Genomic DNA, 14,633 nt, shown 5'->3' on the forward strand with positions numbered 1-14,633 from the left:
TCAGCTCTCGAATGCGGTGGGCAGGTACTGGTCCACGTTGTCCTTGGTCACCACCGGCGCGTACAGCTGCACGGTGCGCGGCACCTCGACCTCCACCAGGTCGCCGAGGGCCTTCTTCTGCACCAGCAGCCGCGCCAGCCGGACGCCGTCGGCGCCCTGCGTGGACGGGTAGATGACGGTGGCCTTGAGCAACGAGCTGCCGGACTTGATGTCCCGCATCACGTTCGCCGAACCGGCCCCGCCGACCACGAAGAACTCCTTGCGGCCGGAGTTCTTGATCGCGGCCATCACGCCGACGCCCTGGTCGTCGTCGTGGTTCCAGATCGCGTCGAGCTTCGGCGCCGCCTGCAGCAGGTTCGCCGCGGCCTTCTCACCGGACTCCACGGTGAACTCGGCGGCCACCCGGTTGCTGACCTTCAGGCCGCAGTCGGCGAGCGCCTCCTTGAAACCCTTGCTGCGGTCCTGAGTCAACGGCAGCGAGTCGATCCCGGCGATCTCCGCGACCACCGCGTCCTTCTTGCCCTTCAGCTGCTGGCAGACGTACGTGCCGGCCGACACGCCCATCCCGTGGTTGTCGCCGAGCACCGTCGTACGGGCGGCGAACGGGCTGTCGAACTCGCGGTCCACGTTCACCACCGTGATGCCGGCCTCCATCGCCTTCGTCGCGACCGGGGTGAGCGCGGCCCCGTCGAACGGCAGCAGGACGATCGCGTCGACCTTCTGGTTGATGAACGTCTCGACCTGGCTGATCTGCAGGTTCACGTCGTTGGTGCCTTCGGCGACGATCAGTTCGACGTCGGAGAACTTCTTCGCCTCCGCCTGGGTGGCCTTGGTGATCGCACCCATCCAGCCGTGGTCGGCGGCCGGTGCGGAGAACCCGATCTTGACCTTCTTGCCGGGTTCGTCGTTCTTCACCGCGGCCTGTTCGGCCGGTGCGGCCTTGTCCTCCTCGGCCTTGGGTGTGTTGCTCGTACAGGCGGCGAGTGCGAGCACACTCAACCCTGCGATCACGAGTGTTCGAGCGGTACTTCGGGACATCGTTGTCCTCCTCTGTCAGCTGGTGGAACGACGCGCCAGCCGTTGCTGGAGGAGGACGGCGACCACGATGATCGCGCCCTTCGCCACCGACTGGGCGGAGATGCTCAGGTTGTTGAGGGTGAAGACGTTGTTCAACGTCGTGAAGATCAGTACGCCGAACACGGTGCCGACGATCGTGCCGCGGCCACCGGACAGCAACGTGCCACCGATCACCACCGCCGCGATCGCATCGAGTTCGTACAACTGACCGTGGGTCGAGCTCCCCGTTGTGGTCCGCGCCATCAGCATCACCGCGGCGATCCCGCAGCACAGCCCGGCCAGGACGTACAGCGCCACGGTGTGACGCTGGACCTTGATGCCCGCCAGGCGGGCGGCCTCGGCGTTCCCGCCGACAGCGAACGTGCGGCGGCCGAAGGTGGTCCGGTTCAGCAGCACCCAGCCGGCCGCGGCGACCAGCAGGAAGATCCAGATCAGCACCGGTACGCCGATCAGCGAGCCGCCGAAGAAGTCCTCGAACGAGTTGACCGTGATGATCTGGGTCTTCCGGTCGGAGATGATCTCGGCCAGACCACGGGCCGACGCCAGCATCGCCAAGGTCGCGACGAACGGCACGATCTTGCCGTAGGCAACCAGCAGGCCGTTGACCAGACCACACGCGGCTCCGACCGCGAGCGCCGTACTGACCATGAAGATCCAGTGGTAGTCGGCGGCCAGCTGCTGGGTCGCCAGCGTGGTCGCCCAGACCGACGCCAGCGCGACCATCGCGCCGACGCTCAGGTCGATCCCGCCGCCGGTGATGACGAACGTCATCCCGACGCTGACCACCCCGATGACCGCGGCCAGCCGCAGGATGGTCAGCACGTTCGCACCGGTCGCGAACGTGTCGCCCGCGGTCGCGACGCCGACGATGCACAGCAGCACCAGGGCGACGACGAGCCCGAGGTTGCGACCGAAGCCCGACCTCAGCAGGTCGGTCCTCGACCGTGGCCTCGCCGGCTGGGTGACCGTGTCCTGTTTCGATGGAGTCGTGCCACCCTCTTCTATTCTGTTGGCCTCACTCATCACCCCGCACTTCCTTCCATCACCAGGTCCAGGACCTGGTGCTCGTCGATCTCTTGCGCGGGCCCCGTGTGGACGGCACGCCCCTCCCGCAGTACGACGACCCGGTCCGACAGACCGAGCACTTCCGGAACTTCGCTGGAGACCAGCACGATCGCGACCCCGTTGGACGCCAGCTCCCGAATCAGCGCGTAGATCTCCGAACGCGCCCCGACATCGACACCCCGGGTCGGCTCGTCGAGAAGCAGCACCCGGCAGTCCCGCAGCAACCAGCGCGCGAGCACCACCTTCTGCTGATTGCCACCCGACAGGTTGCGCACCGGTTGGTCCACGCCCGGGGGACGCACATCCAGCTCCAGGGCCAACTTCCCGGCCGCCTCCCGTTCGGCCCGACTGTTCAGGAATCCGCTACTGGCGAACCGGCCCAACGTCGACACCGTGATGTTCTTGAACACCGCCTCGTCGAGCAGCAAAGCCTGGCTCTTCCGTTCCTCCGGTGCGAGTCCGACACCGGCCTTCACCGCATCCTGCACCCGGCCCGGCCGCAGTACGGCACCGTCGACCCGGACGAATCCGGTCGCCGCGCGTCGCGCGCCGTACACGGTCTCCAGTACTTCGGAACGCCCGGAGCCGACCAGCCCGGCCAGGCCGACGATCTCGCCGGCGCGAACCTCGAACCCGATCCCGGCGAACTCACCGGGGCGGCTCAGATCGACGACGTCGAGCACGACGGGCGCGGCGTCCGGCATCTCGTTGCGGGGCGGGAACACGTACTCGATCGAGCGCCCGGTCATCAACTGGATGAGTTCCTTGGTCGGCGTCTCGCGGGCGTCGAGACCGGTCGCCACGGTCGCGCCGTCCTTGAGCACCGTGACCCGGTCGCCGATCTCGCGGATCTCCTCGAGCCGGTGCGAGATGTAGACGACCGCGACCCCGCTCTCGGTCAGGCCGCGGATCACCCGGAACAGGTTCGACACCTCCTCCGGATCGAGCACCGCGGACGGCTCGTCCATCACGATCAGGCGGGCGTTGCGGGACAGCGCGCGAGCCATGCTGACCACCTGCTGACCGGCGGCCGGCAGCGAGCCGACGGATCGGTTGGTGGGAATCTCGGGGTGCCCGAGGCCTTGCAGGATCGAGCGTGCCTTGGTGTTCGCCTCGTGGGTCCGGCTGAAGCCGTAGCGGGTCGGTTCGTGGCCGAGAAAGATGTTCTCGGCAACGGTCAGGTCCGGTACGAGGTCGAGTTCCTGGTAGATCGCGGCGATGCCGCGCTGGATCGCCGCGGTCGGGCTGTTCAGCTGCACTGGCTCGTCGTTGATCCGGATCATGCCCGCGTCCGGCTGGTGGGCGCCGGTCAGCACCCGGATCAGCGTGGACTTGCCCGCACCGTTCTGCCCGAGCAGGCAGTGCACCTCACCGGCCCGTACGTCGAGGTCCACACCGTCGAGCGCCCGTACCCCGGGGAACTCCTTGACGATGCCCATCATGTTCAGCAGGTCCGTCATGGCGTGGCCCCGATCCGCGTCGGGTCGACGAAGACCTGGTCGAGCGAGATCTGCGCGCCACCGCGGACAGCCGCCGCGAAGCCGAGCTCCGACCGGACGACCCGGCAGCCGCCGCCGTCCGGTGCGATCACCCGGTCCTGGATCGCCTTCTCCAGTGGTTCTTTCAGCCACGGCCCGAGCACGGCGAAGTAGCCGCCCAGCACGAGCACGTCCGGGTTCAGGATGTTCACCAGAATCGCTCCCCCAATCCCCAGCCAGGTGCCGACGTCCTTCAACGCGGACAGCGTCCGCGGATCCCCCGCTTCGGCCCGCCGGGTGATCCCGGCCAGCCGTTGCTCCACGTCCAGCGACGGATCCCGCACCGGGTCGTCCCTGTCCGTTGCCTTGTGCAACAGTGCGGTCAGTCCGACGACCGTCTCCCAGCATCCGGTCCGCCCGCAGCCGCAGGTGCGCCCGGGCGGGGCGACCGGCATGTGCCCGACCTCGCCGCTGTACCCGTGCCCGCCGCGCATCAGATGCCCACCGGCCACCACACCGCCGCCGACACCGACCGCTCCGGTCAGCAGCACGAGATCATGCAGGGATTCGTCCTCGGTCCGCCGAAGTTCGGCGTACGCCGCCAACGCCGCCAGGTTCGCCTCGTTGTCCACGTGCAACGGGTACGTCGGCTCACCCAGCCGCCTGCGCATCTCCTGCGCGACGGACAGCTCGCCCCAGCCCAGGTTGGGCGCCAGCTTCAACTCACCCGTCTCCACTTGCACAAGCCCGGGCACAGCGAGCGTGACCCCGGCCAACTCTCCGTGCCTCACGTCGACCGCTGTGACGGCTTCCCGGACCAGCTCGGCCAACCGATCGAGCGTCGTACCGGGTTCGAGATGCGCGACGTCGACCGGGACCCGCTTCTCGAGCACGACGTCGCCGGCCAGGTCGAGGGCCGCGACCGCGAGGTAGTCGACGTTGATCTCCGCGCCGACGCCGCAGACCCCGGTGCCGTCGAGTTCGACGAGCTGTCCCGGACGCCCGAGGGCGCGGCTGGAGTCAGCCAGGCCTTCGCGGAGCAGGCCGCGTTCGACGAGTTCGGCGACCAGGCTGCTGACGGTCGCCTTGTTCAGGCCGGTCTCCTCCGCGATCCGGGCCCGGGACCGGGGGCCCAGATCGCGGACGTGCCGCAGTACCACCGAGAGGTTGTTGCGCCGGAGCGACACGTGATCGGCGGCAACGCCCCGGCTCCCCGGGCGACGGCCGTCCGTCAGCGTCATCTGGGCACCCCTCTCCAGATTTTGTCTGTTGAGCCAACAAACTAAGTTCAGGCAGAGAGGCAGGTCAAGAGTTCGCAACAGTCAAGTTATTGCAGGATTTTGTAGCCGTTTGTACGCTCACCGCAACCTCTCCTGCCCGAACGGGCAAGCGGCTCGGCTGTTCTCGTCGTACGACCAACAGACCGTGAACACGCACTTCCAGTGGATGCAGCAGAACGGCTGCGACACGGTCGCGCTGCAGCGGTTCAACCCGACCTGCAGTCTCGACGAGGACGGTACGGCGTGCTCGTCCGACTACTACCTCCGCCTGACGAACGACGGCGGGCGCATGTTCAAGGGACAGGCGCCGTTGACCTCAGTGCGGCCGACGGCGCCGATCGTCTAGAAGAGTTCCATGCTGTCGGCGGTCGCTGTGATCACCGGGTTGTCGAAGTAGAGACGGCAGGCGATCGCGTGGCCGGCGCAGGTCAGCAGCGACGGGCCGGCGGCGTCGACAACCCGGTATCCAACCGGGTGCACGCACCGTTCCACCTCGCCCTCGTTCTCGCGGCCGCAGCCGAGGACGTGGCAGGTGACGGTGTCGCCGACGTTCATCAGCGTCAGGCCGTGCTCGGGACAGACGCCCCAGCCGACGCCACAGGCCTGTCCTTCGTTCGCGGCCAGCCGGACGAGCTTGCCGGCGGTGACCTCCAGCTTGGTCGCCAGGTCGCGGAAGGTGGTCGCGGCCTGGTCGAGATCGCGCCGGAACCGCCGCAGCTCGACGGACTCGGGCATGTTCTGCGTCGCGGCGTGCAGGTCCTCGGCGAGCGTCATCGCCGCGACCGCGATCTCGTCGACCCGCACGGGCGTGTTGAACTGGCGCAGCGTCGGACCGCTGGACTCCCGCGGCCGGTCGCGCACCTCGGACAGCCAGTCCGAACGCGGTACGACGTCCTGCGGCTGGTCCAGGTGGATCTCACCGACCTGCTGCTCCGTCTGCCACTCCGATGGTGGATCAAGGTGAGTGGTTGATTGCGGAGCGTGACCGTTGGCTCCGTTGGCCGGTCCGGTCCCGTTCATCGGGATTCGGCTTTCCTGCGCTGTCCGCCCGTTCATACAGCCTCACTCGTCCAGTGCATGACACCCGCCATTGCGCGTCCCCTGTAGTGCCTCTGGTGGCCGATCGTGCCATGCCTGCGGTACCCACGACCAGAGGAACAACAACGGCGTCACCCACCGCTCCCCCGCGCATGCGGACCGCAACAATCAACCCCCAGGCAACAGCCAGAGTTCCCTACCGCGGGGGCACCAAATCACACCGTGCGGGTTACTCAACGTGGTTTTGACATTTCCACACGGACCGTCGTCAGGCCGTTGCTGTCAGATGCTCCCGGAGGAACTCCACGACCCGTGTCCGGGCGTGGTACGCCGAGTTCGGCGGGTCCTCGCGCAGGTCCCGGGTAAGCACCGAGTGCGCGCTCCGCCCGTACCCGTCCGGGTTCCCCGGCGCCGAATTCAGCTCGATCACCTCGAACGCGTCACCGAGCTGTGCACGGAGCGTGACGAACCGCTCCGCCGGCGCCATCCGGTCCTTGCTGAACCGCATCCCGAGGATGCAGAGCCCGTCGGTACGGACGCGTTCCTTGACCGTTTCGAGCTCCCGCTCCGACAGGCCGGGATCGCGGCGCAGCTTCGTGCTCACCGCGAACGGCGTCGACGGCTGGCTCAGTACCGGCGCCTTCACCACGTCCTCGACCGCGGTGGCGAGCGCGAACCCTCCGGTGAAGCACATCCCGATCACACCGACTCCACGGCCCGGCGTCCGCGCGGCCAGGTCGGTCGCGACGGCCCGCAGGTACTTCGTGATCGGGCGCTCGGCGTTCGCCGCGAAGCATCGGAACTCCTTCGACACGCACAGTCGCGCGATCACGCCCAGCGCGTACCCGGTGGTCTCCGGGCGTCCCGGCGTACCGAACGGCGACGGGATCACCACCGTGAACCCCTCGCTCACCAGGTGCTCGCCGAACGCGGCCACCTCGGGCGTGAGCCCGGGGATCTCCGGGATCAGCACGACACCGGGCCCTTCGCCCTTATCGAAGCAGTCATAGGTCAGGCCGCCGCCACTGAACGGCGCCCTCCGCCAGGAACCCAGCTCTGCATTCACGGCGAGAAGTCTGCTGCATCAGGGGGCGTAATGCTGGACGGCACCCCCCGTGGAGAGGTCTACGAGGGTATGGGCGAGGGCCTTCGCGTCGACCAGGACTTCTGGTAGGTCCATGGTCGTGAGTTGGCGGTCGCGCACCACGACCTGGCCGGCGACCAGCACGGTCACGACATCGGAGGCGCGGACGGAATACACCAGCGCGGCACGTGGGTCGTGAACCGGTTGGTTGTGTGGTGCGCTCAGGTCGACGAGGGCGATGTCGGCTTGACGGCCGGGCTCGAGTACGCCGATCTGGTTCTCGAGTCCGGCGGCTGCGGCACTGCCTCGGGTGGCGAGGCGGAGCGTGTCGGAGAGGGTCATCCATTCGGCGTCGTGTTCGCGCTGCTTCTGAGTGAGGGCGACCATGCGGATCGCTTCCCAGACGTCGAGAGTGTTGTGTACGGCGGCTCCGTCGGTGCCGACGCCCACGTCGACGCCAGCTGATCGCAGGGCCTTGATCGGGGTGACCTCGCCCATCGCGAGCTTGAGGTACACCTTCGGGCAGCACGCGACCGTCGTGCGGTCGGCGTACCGCTCGAGAATCGGCAGGTCCTCGGCGCGGATGCCGCAGCCGTGCGCGATGAGGGCACCGGCCTCGAGGACACCTGTCCGCTCGAGCACCTGGATCGGCGTGACTCCATGCTTGTCGAGCGAGGCCTGCGTCTGGTCGTCGGTCTCAGCGGCGTGCAGGTGGATCCGTCGCCCCTCGGCCCGCGCGAGGTCCGCCGTACGCCGCAGATCCTCGTCGGTCACCGTGTACGTCGCGTGGGGTCCGAGGCTCGCGGTGATACGTGGATGTCGGCTGCTCAGGTCGCGGGTCGTCTCGAACGCGGCATCGATCGCGTCCTCGCCGGCGGAGGAGAAGAACGTCGGCGCGAGATCCGCCCTGATCCCGGACTCGATCGCGGCGGCGGCGATCTGGTCGGCGTGGAAGTAGTGATCGACGAACGTGGTCACGCCGGCCAGCAACATCTCCGCACACGCCAGCCGCGCACCGACCCGCACCCGCTCCGGCGTCAGATTCACCTCCATCGGCCAGATCCGCCGATTGAACCAGTCCTCGATCGCCAGATCCTCCGCCCCACCCCGCATCATCACCATCGGACTGTGCGTGTGCGAGTTCACCAACCCCGGCACTGCCAACAGCCCACTCCCGTCAACCACCTCGGCCGCCGGTTCACCTGCCCCCGGAGCGCCTCCGTCCAGCGTGATGGACGTCGGCATGATCGCGACGATCCGGTCATCCTGGACGTAGATGTCCTGCGCCTCGTCGACGCGGCACTCCCCCTGTTCGGGGACGATCAGGACGGAGACATTGCGGATCAGTACTCGCGACATTCATCCTCCCGGCGCGCTGCTCGACGTACAGCAGTCTTGTCGATCCGCAGGTCCACCACTGCGGGATCCGGGTGGTTGGGGCTGGTTGGTAGGGGAACGTTTGTTCGAGTGTCGGGTATGGTGGGGGGATGGGTGGTGAGCTTCAGGGGTCGTTGCTGGATGCTTTTGCGGATCCTGTGTTGGGGTCTTTGGGTGGGCTGGCGCGGGCTGAGTTGGGGCGCGGGGCCTGGGTTGATGTGCTGCCGGGGTGGTTGACGGGGGCGGATCAGGTGTACGAGCGGCTGGCTCGGGAGGTGCCTTGGCAGGCGGAGCGGCGGCAGATGTACGACCGGGTGGTCGATGTGCCTCGGTTGTTGTGTTTTTACGGGGAGAACGCCGAGCTGCCGGTGCCGATCCTGGATGAGGCCCGGGAAGCTTTGAGTGCGCACTACGCGGACGAGCTGGGTGAGCCGTTCCGGACCGCTGGGTTGTGTTTCTACCGGGACGGTAAGGACAGCGTTGCGTGGCACGGGGATCGGATCGGGCGCGGGAACCATGAGGACACGATGGTGGCGATCTTGTCGGTGGGTGAGCCTCGGATGCTCGCGCTGCGGCCTCGGCCGGGGGCGTCGAGTGGGCCGGTCGGGTCGACTGTGCGCTATCCGCTGGGGCATGGGGATCTGATCGTCATGGGTGGTTCGTGTCAGCGGACCTGGGAGCATGCGATTCCGAAGGCGACGGGGCGCGTTGGGCCGCGGATCAGCATTCAGTTCCGGCCTCGTGGGGTGCGGTGACAGCGTTCAGGCGGCAGCCGGTTCGGTGAGGGCTGGTTGGTAGATGCCGTCCTTGGTGGCTACGTAGAAGCCGAGTAGGCGAATGCCGGCTGCTTGGCAGATGGTGGCGGCGGCTTGGGCCCATTGGGCGTCCAGGTCGGCCATACGGGCGGGGCCGGGGCGGCCCAGGGCGAGGACGAGAGCGGTGCCGGGTGCGGTGTGGACGGCGGGGATGATCGGGTGGAGGGCGGTCGCACAGAGGTAAGCGGGGTTGCCGCTCGGACTGGAGCCCAGAGTGAAGTCTGGGGGAAGGTCGATGGCCACGGTGGCTCGGTAGTGGTTGTTGGGGTCGCAGATGAGGACGGTGAAGGTGCCTTGGCGGCGGTCGCCGAGGCTGACCATCAGGTCTACGGCGTCGGCGGCAACGCCGGGGTCGGTGAGTGGTTGGTCGGCCCAGGTCGCGGAGAGGTTCTCGAAGCTCATGCCTGTAAAGGTGCCGTGATTCCGGCCGCCGATCCGGGTTGTCCACAGGGCAAAGTGGCCCATGATTTCGCAGCGCAAATGGATCTCTCATCTGGGCCGCCGAAACCCTAGGCTCAAGGACATGAGCAGCAGACTTGGGCAGATGCTTCCCCCGGCCGGAGCGCCGCGGGACCTGGCGATGGCGCAGTTGGCGAACGCGGTCGGCGACGGTGCGTTCGTCGTCACCTCGGCGTTGTTCTTCACCCGCGTCGTCGGGCTCTCGACCGCGGAGGTCGGGCTCGGGCTGACGATCGCCTGGCTGGTCGGATTCCTGGCGGGCGTACCGCTCGGGAACCTCGCGGATCGGCGCGGAGCACGCGGCACCGCGGTCCTGCTGGCGCTCACGACCGCGACGGCTGTCGCGTCGTTCCTGGTCGTCAGGAGCTTCGCCGGCTTCCTCATCGCGGCCATCGTTTACGCGTGCAGCCAGACCGGGCTCACCGCGGCGCGGCAGGCGTTGCTGGCCGGGTTGGTCGCCCCGGCGGAGCGGACCAGGATCCGCGCGTTCCTGCAGTCCACGGTGAACGCCGGGCTCGCACTCGGCGCGCTCCTCGGCGGTGTGGCGCTCCGGTTCGACAGCGAAGCGGCGTACCTGATCGTGTTCGGGATCGATGCGCTCAGCTTCCTGATCGCGGCCGGGCTGCTGCGTCGGGTGCCGTCGATCGCGACGACCCAGCGGGTCATGGGCGAGCCGCGGCTCGCGGTGCTGCATGACCGTCCGTACGCCGTTCTCGCGCTGATCAATGCGGTGATGCTGCTCTTCATGCCGCTGATCAGCCTGGTCGGCCCGCTGTGGATCGTCACCCGGACCAATGCTCCCAGCTGGGTGGTCGCCTCGCTGATGATCGTGAACACGCTCGGCGTCACGTTCTTCCAGGTCCGGATCGCGAAGAGCGTCAAGGATCTCCGCACTGCCGCCCGTTCGGTCCGGTACGCCGGTGTTGCCATGCTGGCCGCCTGCGCGGTGTTCGCCGTCACGGCCGCCGATCTCGGCGCGGCTTCCACCGCCGGTGTTCTTGTGATCGCCGCCGCGCTGCTCACCCTCGGCGAGATGAAGCTCGCGTCCGGCGCCTGGGAGATCAGCTTCGGACTCGCGCCGGCCGACAAGCAGGGTCAGTACCAGGGCTTCTTCGGCACCGGCCCCGCGGTGGCCCGAATGCTCGGCCCCGCGCTGCTCACCACGGTCATCCTGGGCTGGGGTCCGATCGGCTGGCTGGTGGTCGGTGCACTGTTCCTGGGGACCAGTTGCGCAACTGGTCCCGCCGTACGATGGGCTGCGCGGACGAGGGCCGTCAACGAGGACGCCACGCCGTCGCTGGTAGAGGAGAGCGCCGCCTGATGGAGATTCCCGGACTGGTCGAAATCACTACGCAGGACGAGCTGCGGGAGATCGTCCCGCAACCGCTGGCCGCAGCAGCCGGCAAGACTCGCAAGGAGTTGCACGAGCTGGATCGCGAGTGGCTCGCGGCGTCGCCGTTCTGCCTCGTCGCCACCTCCGCCGAAGACGGCACCTGCGACGTCTCCCCCAAGGGCGACCCGGCCGGATTCACGAAGGTCCTCGACGGCTCCACCATCGCGATCCCCGAACGAGCCGGCAACCGGCGCGTGGACGGGTTCATCAACATCCTCTCCAACCCGCACGTCGGGCTGATCTACTTCCTGCCCGGCCGCGGCGACACGCTGCGGATCAACGGCCGCGCGCGGATCGTCAGCGAGGCGCCGTTCTTCGACGAGATGATCGTGAAGGGCAACCGCCCGCAGCTCGCCCTGCTGGTCGAGATCGAGGAGATCTTCCACCACTGCTCGAAGGCGTTCCTGCGCTCGAAGCTGTGGAAGCCCGAGACCTGGGAGCCCGACGCGGTGACGACCCGGGCGCGGATCTCGCAGACCCTGGAGCGCACCGACGAGGACCTCGCGACGCTCGAGGAGTACTACGGGCAGGCGTACGAGGAGAAGATCTACAAGGTCAAGTACTGAACTACCGCAGCGGGCGCAGGCCCAAGTACTCCGTGGCGACGATGACATCGCCCCGGCCGCCCTCTACGGTTTCGTAGTGTGAGCGAACCTGTCCACGTCCCGACCTTCGGGGCCCGCGTGCGCCGCGTCCTGCTGCCGGTGGCGCTGGCCGTGTTCTCGGTGGTGGGGGCGTTCGGCGCATCGCGTGGTCAGACCGACCGCCACGAGCCCGACTGGCTCATGGTGGTCCTGCTGCTGGTCGGCGCGCTCTCCCTCTACTGGCTGCGCACCAAGCCGATCCCGGTGCTGTGGGCAACTGTCATCTCGACGCTGATCTACATGCTCCGCGAGTACCCGTGGGGCCCGGTCGTGTTCGCGTTCGTGATCGCCGTGTTCACCACGATCCGGCTCGGTCACCGGCTGGCGGGCTGGCTCGGGCTGATCACGCTGTACGTCGGGCATGTCGGCGGCCGGATGATCCTCGGCATCAACGAGCAGGGCGTGTACCAGGTCCTGCTCGTCGGCACGTGCTTCTGCGTACTCGGGTTCCTCGCCGAACTCTTCCGGGCCCATCGCGACCGCGTCATGGCCGCGGCGCGGACCCGGGAAGAGGAAGAGCTGCGCCGCGCCGGCGAGGAACGCCTGCGGATCGCGCAGGAGCTCCACGACGTCGTGGCACACCACATCTCGCTCATCAACGTGCAGGCGTCCACCGCGCTGCACCTGGTCGACCGGCAGCCCGAGCAGGCCGCCCCTGCGCTCGCCGCGATCAAGGACGCGAGCAAGGAGGCCCTGGTCGAGTTGCGCTCGATCGTCGGCGTACTGCGTCAGTCCGACGAGTCCGCGCCCCGTACACCGGTCGCCGGGCTGGATCACCTGGACCACCTCGTCAGCCGCACGGCGCGGGCCGGTCTCGAGGTGCACAAGATCGTTCACGGCGAGCCGCGGCCGCTCCCGAGCGGGCTCGACCGGGCCGCGTTCCGCATCATCCAGGAGTCGCTGACGAACGTCGTACGGCATGCGCGCGCGACATCGGCGACGGTCCGGATCCAGTACGGCGAGCAGACGCTGGTGCTCCAGATCGACGACAACGGGGACTGTCTGACCGCGGCACCGAAGGAAGGCAACGGCATCTCCGGGATGCGCGAACGTGCGACCGCGCTCGGCGGCACGCTGACCGCGAACCACACGCCGGCCGGCGGTCTGCGGATCACGGCCACCCTGCCGCTGTAGGTTTCCTGTGAATGCGGGCGCTCGCCGGACTCGCGCCGGAGCGGATTCACAGAGTTCTCCCAGAAACTCCCGGTAAGCACTCAGATCGGTTCGTCAGGCTGCGAGGCATGACAACGATCGAAGTGCGCGGGCTGACCAAGCGGTACGGCTCCGACGTCGTGGTGGACGACCTGTCGTTCTCCGTCGCGCCGGGCCAGGTGACCGGGTTCCTCGGGCCGAACGGCGCGGGCAAGTCCACGACCATGAAGATGATCATCGGGCTGGCCGCGCCGACCCACGGCATCGTGACCGTCGGCGGCCGGCGGTACCAGGACCTGCCGGTGCCGCTGACCGAGGTCGGCGCGCTGCTCGACGCGAGCGCGGTGCACGGCGCGCGGACGGCGTACGACCATCTGCTGGCGCTTGCCGTGAGCAACGGTCTCCCCCGGCGCCGGGTCGACGAGGTGCTCGCCCGGACCGGGCTCGAAGGGGTGGCCGGCAAGCGGGCCGGCGGGTTCTCGCTCGGGATGCGGCAGCGGCTCGGGATCGCCGCGACGCTGCTCGGCGATCCGAGGGCGCTGATCTTCGACGAACCCGTGAACGGGCTCGATCCGGAAGGGATCCGGTGGATCCGCGACTTCATGCGCTCGCTGGCGGCCGAGGGCCGGGCGGTGCTGGTGTCGAGCCACCTGATGAGCGAGATGGCGCAGACGGCGGACCACCTGGTCGTGATCGGTCGCGGCCGGCTGATCGCCGACATGGGCATGGCTGACCTGATGCACGCGAACGGCGACGGTACCGTCCTCGTCCGCACAGGTGAACCGTTCGCCCATCACCTGACCGCAGCGGGCGGCACGGTCCGGGACGGGCTCGAGGGCGCGCTGGTCGTGTCCGGTCTGTCGAGTACGGAGATCGGCAAGCTGGCGGCCTACCACGGTGTGCCGCTGAGTGAGCTGACGCCGCAGCGGGTGTCGCTGGAGGACGCGTTCATTGAGCTGACCAGGGAGAGCGTCGAGTATCAGGGGGCGGCCGCATGAATACGTTGCACGCGGAGTGGATCAAGCTGCGCAGTCTGCGCTCGACCTGGTACACCGTGGCCTGTCTGTTCGTATTCGGGCTCGGCATCACGGCGCTGTCGATGAGCGGCGCCGGCACGGAGTACCGGGGCGGGACCGACGCGGACCGTGCTGCATGGGACCCGACCAGTCAGAGCTTGAAGACGTTCATCGTGGCTCAGTTGATCGTCGGTGTGCTCGGCATCCTGGTGGTGACGTCGGAGTTCGCGACCGGACTGATGCAGACGACACTCGCAGCGACCCCACGCCGGAACCGGCTGCTGGCTGCGAAGGCGATCGTGGCCACCGCAGTCGCGGCCGTGGCGGGACAGGCGCTGATGTTCATAGCGTTCTTCATCGGTCAGGCGCTGCTGGCCGGACAGGACGTGCCGTACGCGCGCCTGGGCGACACCGGCGTCCTGAAAGCGGTTGTCGGCGGTGGGCTGTACCTGTCCGCGATCGCCTTGCTGGCCGTGGGTCTGGGCGCGATTCTGCGCGCGACGGCAGGCGCACTCGCGACGCTGGTGGGGATCGTGTTCCTCGTACCGGCGCTATCGGGGCTCTTCCCGGACTGGATGCAAGGGATCTTCGACTTCTGGCCGACGCTCGGAGCGGCAGCGATCTTCGGCACCCTACCGGACGAGAACTTCCCGCATCCCTGGCTGAATCTCGGTGGGCTGTGGCTGGGTGTCGCCGTCGTGCTGACCGCCGCGTTCGTCGTCTTCCGGCGTCGCGACGTCTGACCGCATCCGTAT

At 68.2% G+C, this 14,633-nt stretch carries 15 protein-coding genes; 7 read left to right on the forward strand and 8 right to left on the reverse strand.

All coding sequences use genetic code 11. From position 1 onward, the window contains the following. The 4 genes from E0H45_RS19585 to E0H45_RS19600 are packed head-to-tail and all read right to left on the reverse strand — an operon-like array spanning nt 1 to nt 4,861. Nucleotides 1-1,038, reverse strand: a complete 1,038-nt coding sequence (locus E0H45_RS19585) for a substrate-binding domain-containing protein (RefSeq protein ID WP_131339240.1) — start codon at nt 1,036-1,038, stop codon at nt 1-3. Nucleotides 1,039-1,053: 15 nt separating this feature from the next. Next, on the reverse strand, nt 1,054-2,100 hold the full coding sequence (locus E0H45_RS19590) for an ABC transporter permease (RefSeq protein ID WP_131339242.1): 1,047 nt from the start codon (nt 2,098-2,100) through the stop codon (nt 1,054-1,056). Then, a complete protein-coding gene (locus E0H45_RS19595) occupies nt 2,100-3,602 on the reverse strand; it encodes a sugar ABC transporter ATP-binding protein (RefSeq protein WP_131339244.1) in 1,503 nt (500 codons plus the stop codon). Before E0H45_RS19595 ends, E0H45_RS19590 begins: the two co-directional genes overlap by 1 nt. Then, nucleotides 3,599-4,861 (reverse strand): ROK family transcriptional regulator, encoded by a 1,263-nt coding sequence (locus tag E0H45_RS19600; RefSeq protein WP_131339246.1) that lies wholly within the window; start codon nt 4,859-4,861, stop codon nt 3,599-3,601. Before E0H45_RS19600 ends, E0H45_RS19595 begins: the two co-directional genes overlap by 4 nt. A gap of 109 nt (nt 4,862-4,970) precedes the next feature. Here E0H45_RS19600 and E0H45_RS19605 point away from each other — a divergent pair, with 109 nt between their 5' ends. Continuing rightward, nucleotides 4,971-5,246: a hypothetical protein gene (locus E0H45_RS19605; protein ID WP_131339248.1), complete on the forward strand. Its 276-nt coding sequence runs from the start codon at nt 4,971-4,973 to the stop codon at nt 5,244-5,246. On the opposite strand, the gene E0H45_RS19610 is transcribed toward E0H45_RS19605, so the two are convergent. From E0H45_RS19610 to E0H45_RS19620, 3 genes are all read right to left on the reverse strand, one after another. Beyond that, nucleotides 5,243-5,956 carry a hypothetical protein gene (locus E0H45_RS19610; protein WP_131339250.1) on the reverse strand — a complete coding sequence of 238 codons (714 nt, stop codon included), beginning with the start codon at nt 5,954-5,956 and terminating at the stop codon, nt 5,243-5,245. The two genes, E0H45_RS19605 and E0H45_RS19610, sit on opposite strands and share 4 nt — an antisense overlap. Nucleotides 5,957-6,206: 250 nt before the next feature. Beyond that, the gene (locus E0H45_RS19615; RefSeq protein ID WP_131339252.1) at nt 6,207-7,004 is read right to left on the reverse strand and encodes a dienelactone hydrolase family protein; all 798 of its coding nucleotides are present in this window, start codon (nt 7,002-7,004) and stop codon (nt 6,207-6,209) included. A gap of 18 nt (nt 7,005-7,022) precedes the next feature. Next, a complete protein-coding gene (locus E0H45_RS19620) occupies nt 7,023-8,381 on the reverse strand; it encodes an amidohydrolase (RefSeq protein ID WP_131339254.1) in 1,359 nt (452 codons plus the stop codon). Between the two features lie 269 nt (nt 8,382-8,650). Here E0H45_RS19620 and E0H45_RS19625 point away from each other — a divergent pair, with 269 nt between their 5' ends. After that, nucleotides 8,651-9,154 carry an alpha-ketoglutarate-dependent dioxygenase AlkB gene (locus E0H45_RS19625; protein ID WP_272948995.1) on the forward strand — a complete coding sequence of 168 codons (504 nt, stop codon included), beginning with the start codon at nt 8,651-8,653 and terminating at the stop codon, nt 9,152-9,154. A 6-nt stretch (nt 9,155-9,160) separates the two neighbouring features. On the opposite strand, the gene E0H45_RS19630 is transcribed toward E0H45_RS19625, so the two are convergent. Next, nucleotides 9,161-9,616 (reverse strand): hypothetical protein, encoded by a 456-nt coding sequence (locus tag E0H45_RS19630; protein WP_131339258.1) that lies wholly within the window; start codon nt 9,614-9,616, stop codon nt 9,161-9,163. A gap of 121 nt (nt 9,617-9,737) precedes the next feature. Between E0H45_RS19630 and E0H45_RS19635 the strand changes: the two genes are divergently transcribed. From E0H45_RS19635 to E0H45_RS19655, 5 genes are all read left to right on the forward strand, one after another. Further along, nucleotides 9,738-10,994, forward strand: a complete 1,257-nt coding sequence (locus tag E0H45_RS19635; RefSeq protein ID WP_131339260.1) for an MFS transporter — start codon at nt 9,738-9,740, stop codon at nt 10,992-10,994. Further along, entirely contained in the window at nt 10,994-11,632 is a 639-nt protein-coding gene (locus E0H45_RS19640; protein ID WP_131339262.1) for a pyridoxamine 5'-phosphate oxidase family protein, read from the forward strand. The genes E0H45_RS19635 and E0H45_RS19640 overlap by 1 nt, the downstream gene beginning before the upstream one ends. A gap of 78 nt (nt 11,633-11,710) precedes the next feature. Next, complete coding sequence (locus E0H45_RS19645) at nt 11,711-12,844, forward strand: sensor histidine kinase (protein WP_238155098.1); 1,134 nt, start codon at nt 11,711-11,713, stop codon at nt 12,842-12,844. Nucleotides 12,845-12,951: 107 nt separating this feature from the next. Continuing rightward, nucleotides 12,952-13,860, forward strand: coding sequence for an ABC transporter ATP-binding protein (locus tag E0H45_RS19650; protein WP_131339264.1), 909 nt, complete (start codon nt 12,952-12,954; stop codon nt 13,858-13,860). Further along, nucleotides 13,857-14,621 carry an ABC transporter permease gene (locus tag E0H45_RS19655; protein WP_131339266.1) on the forward strand — a complete coding sequence of 255 codons (765 nt, stop codon included), beginning with the start codon at nt 13,857-13,859 and terminating at the stop codon, nt 14,619-14,621. The genes E0H45_RS19650 and E0H45_RS19655 overlap by 4 nt, the downstream gene beginning before the upstream one ends. Nucleotides 14,622-14,633 lie beyond the last annotated feature (12 nt).

This window comes from Kribbella soli (assembly GCF_004331345.1).
Taxonomy (GTDB): Bacteria; Actinomycetota; Actinomycetes; order Propionibacteriales; family Kribbellaceae; genus Kribbella; species Kribbella soli.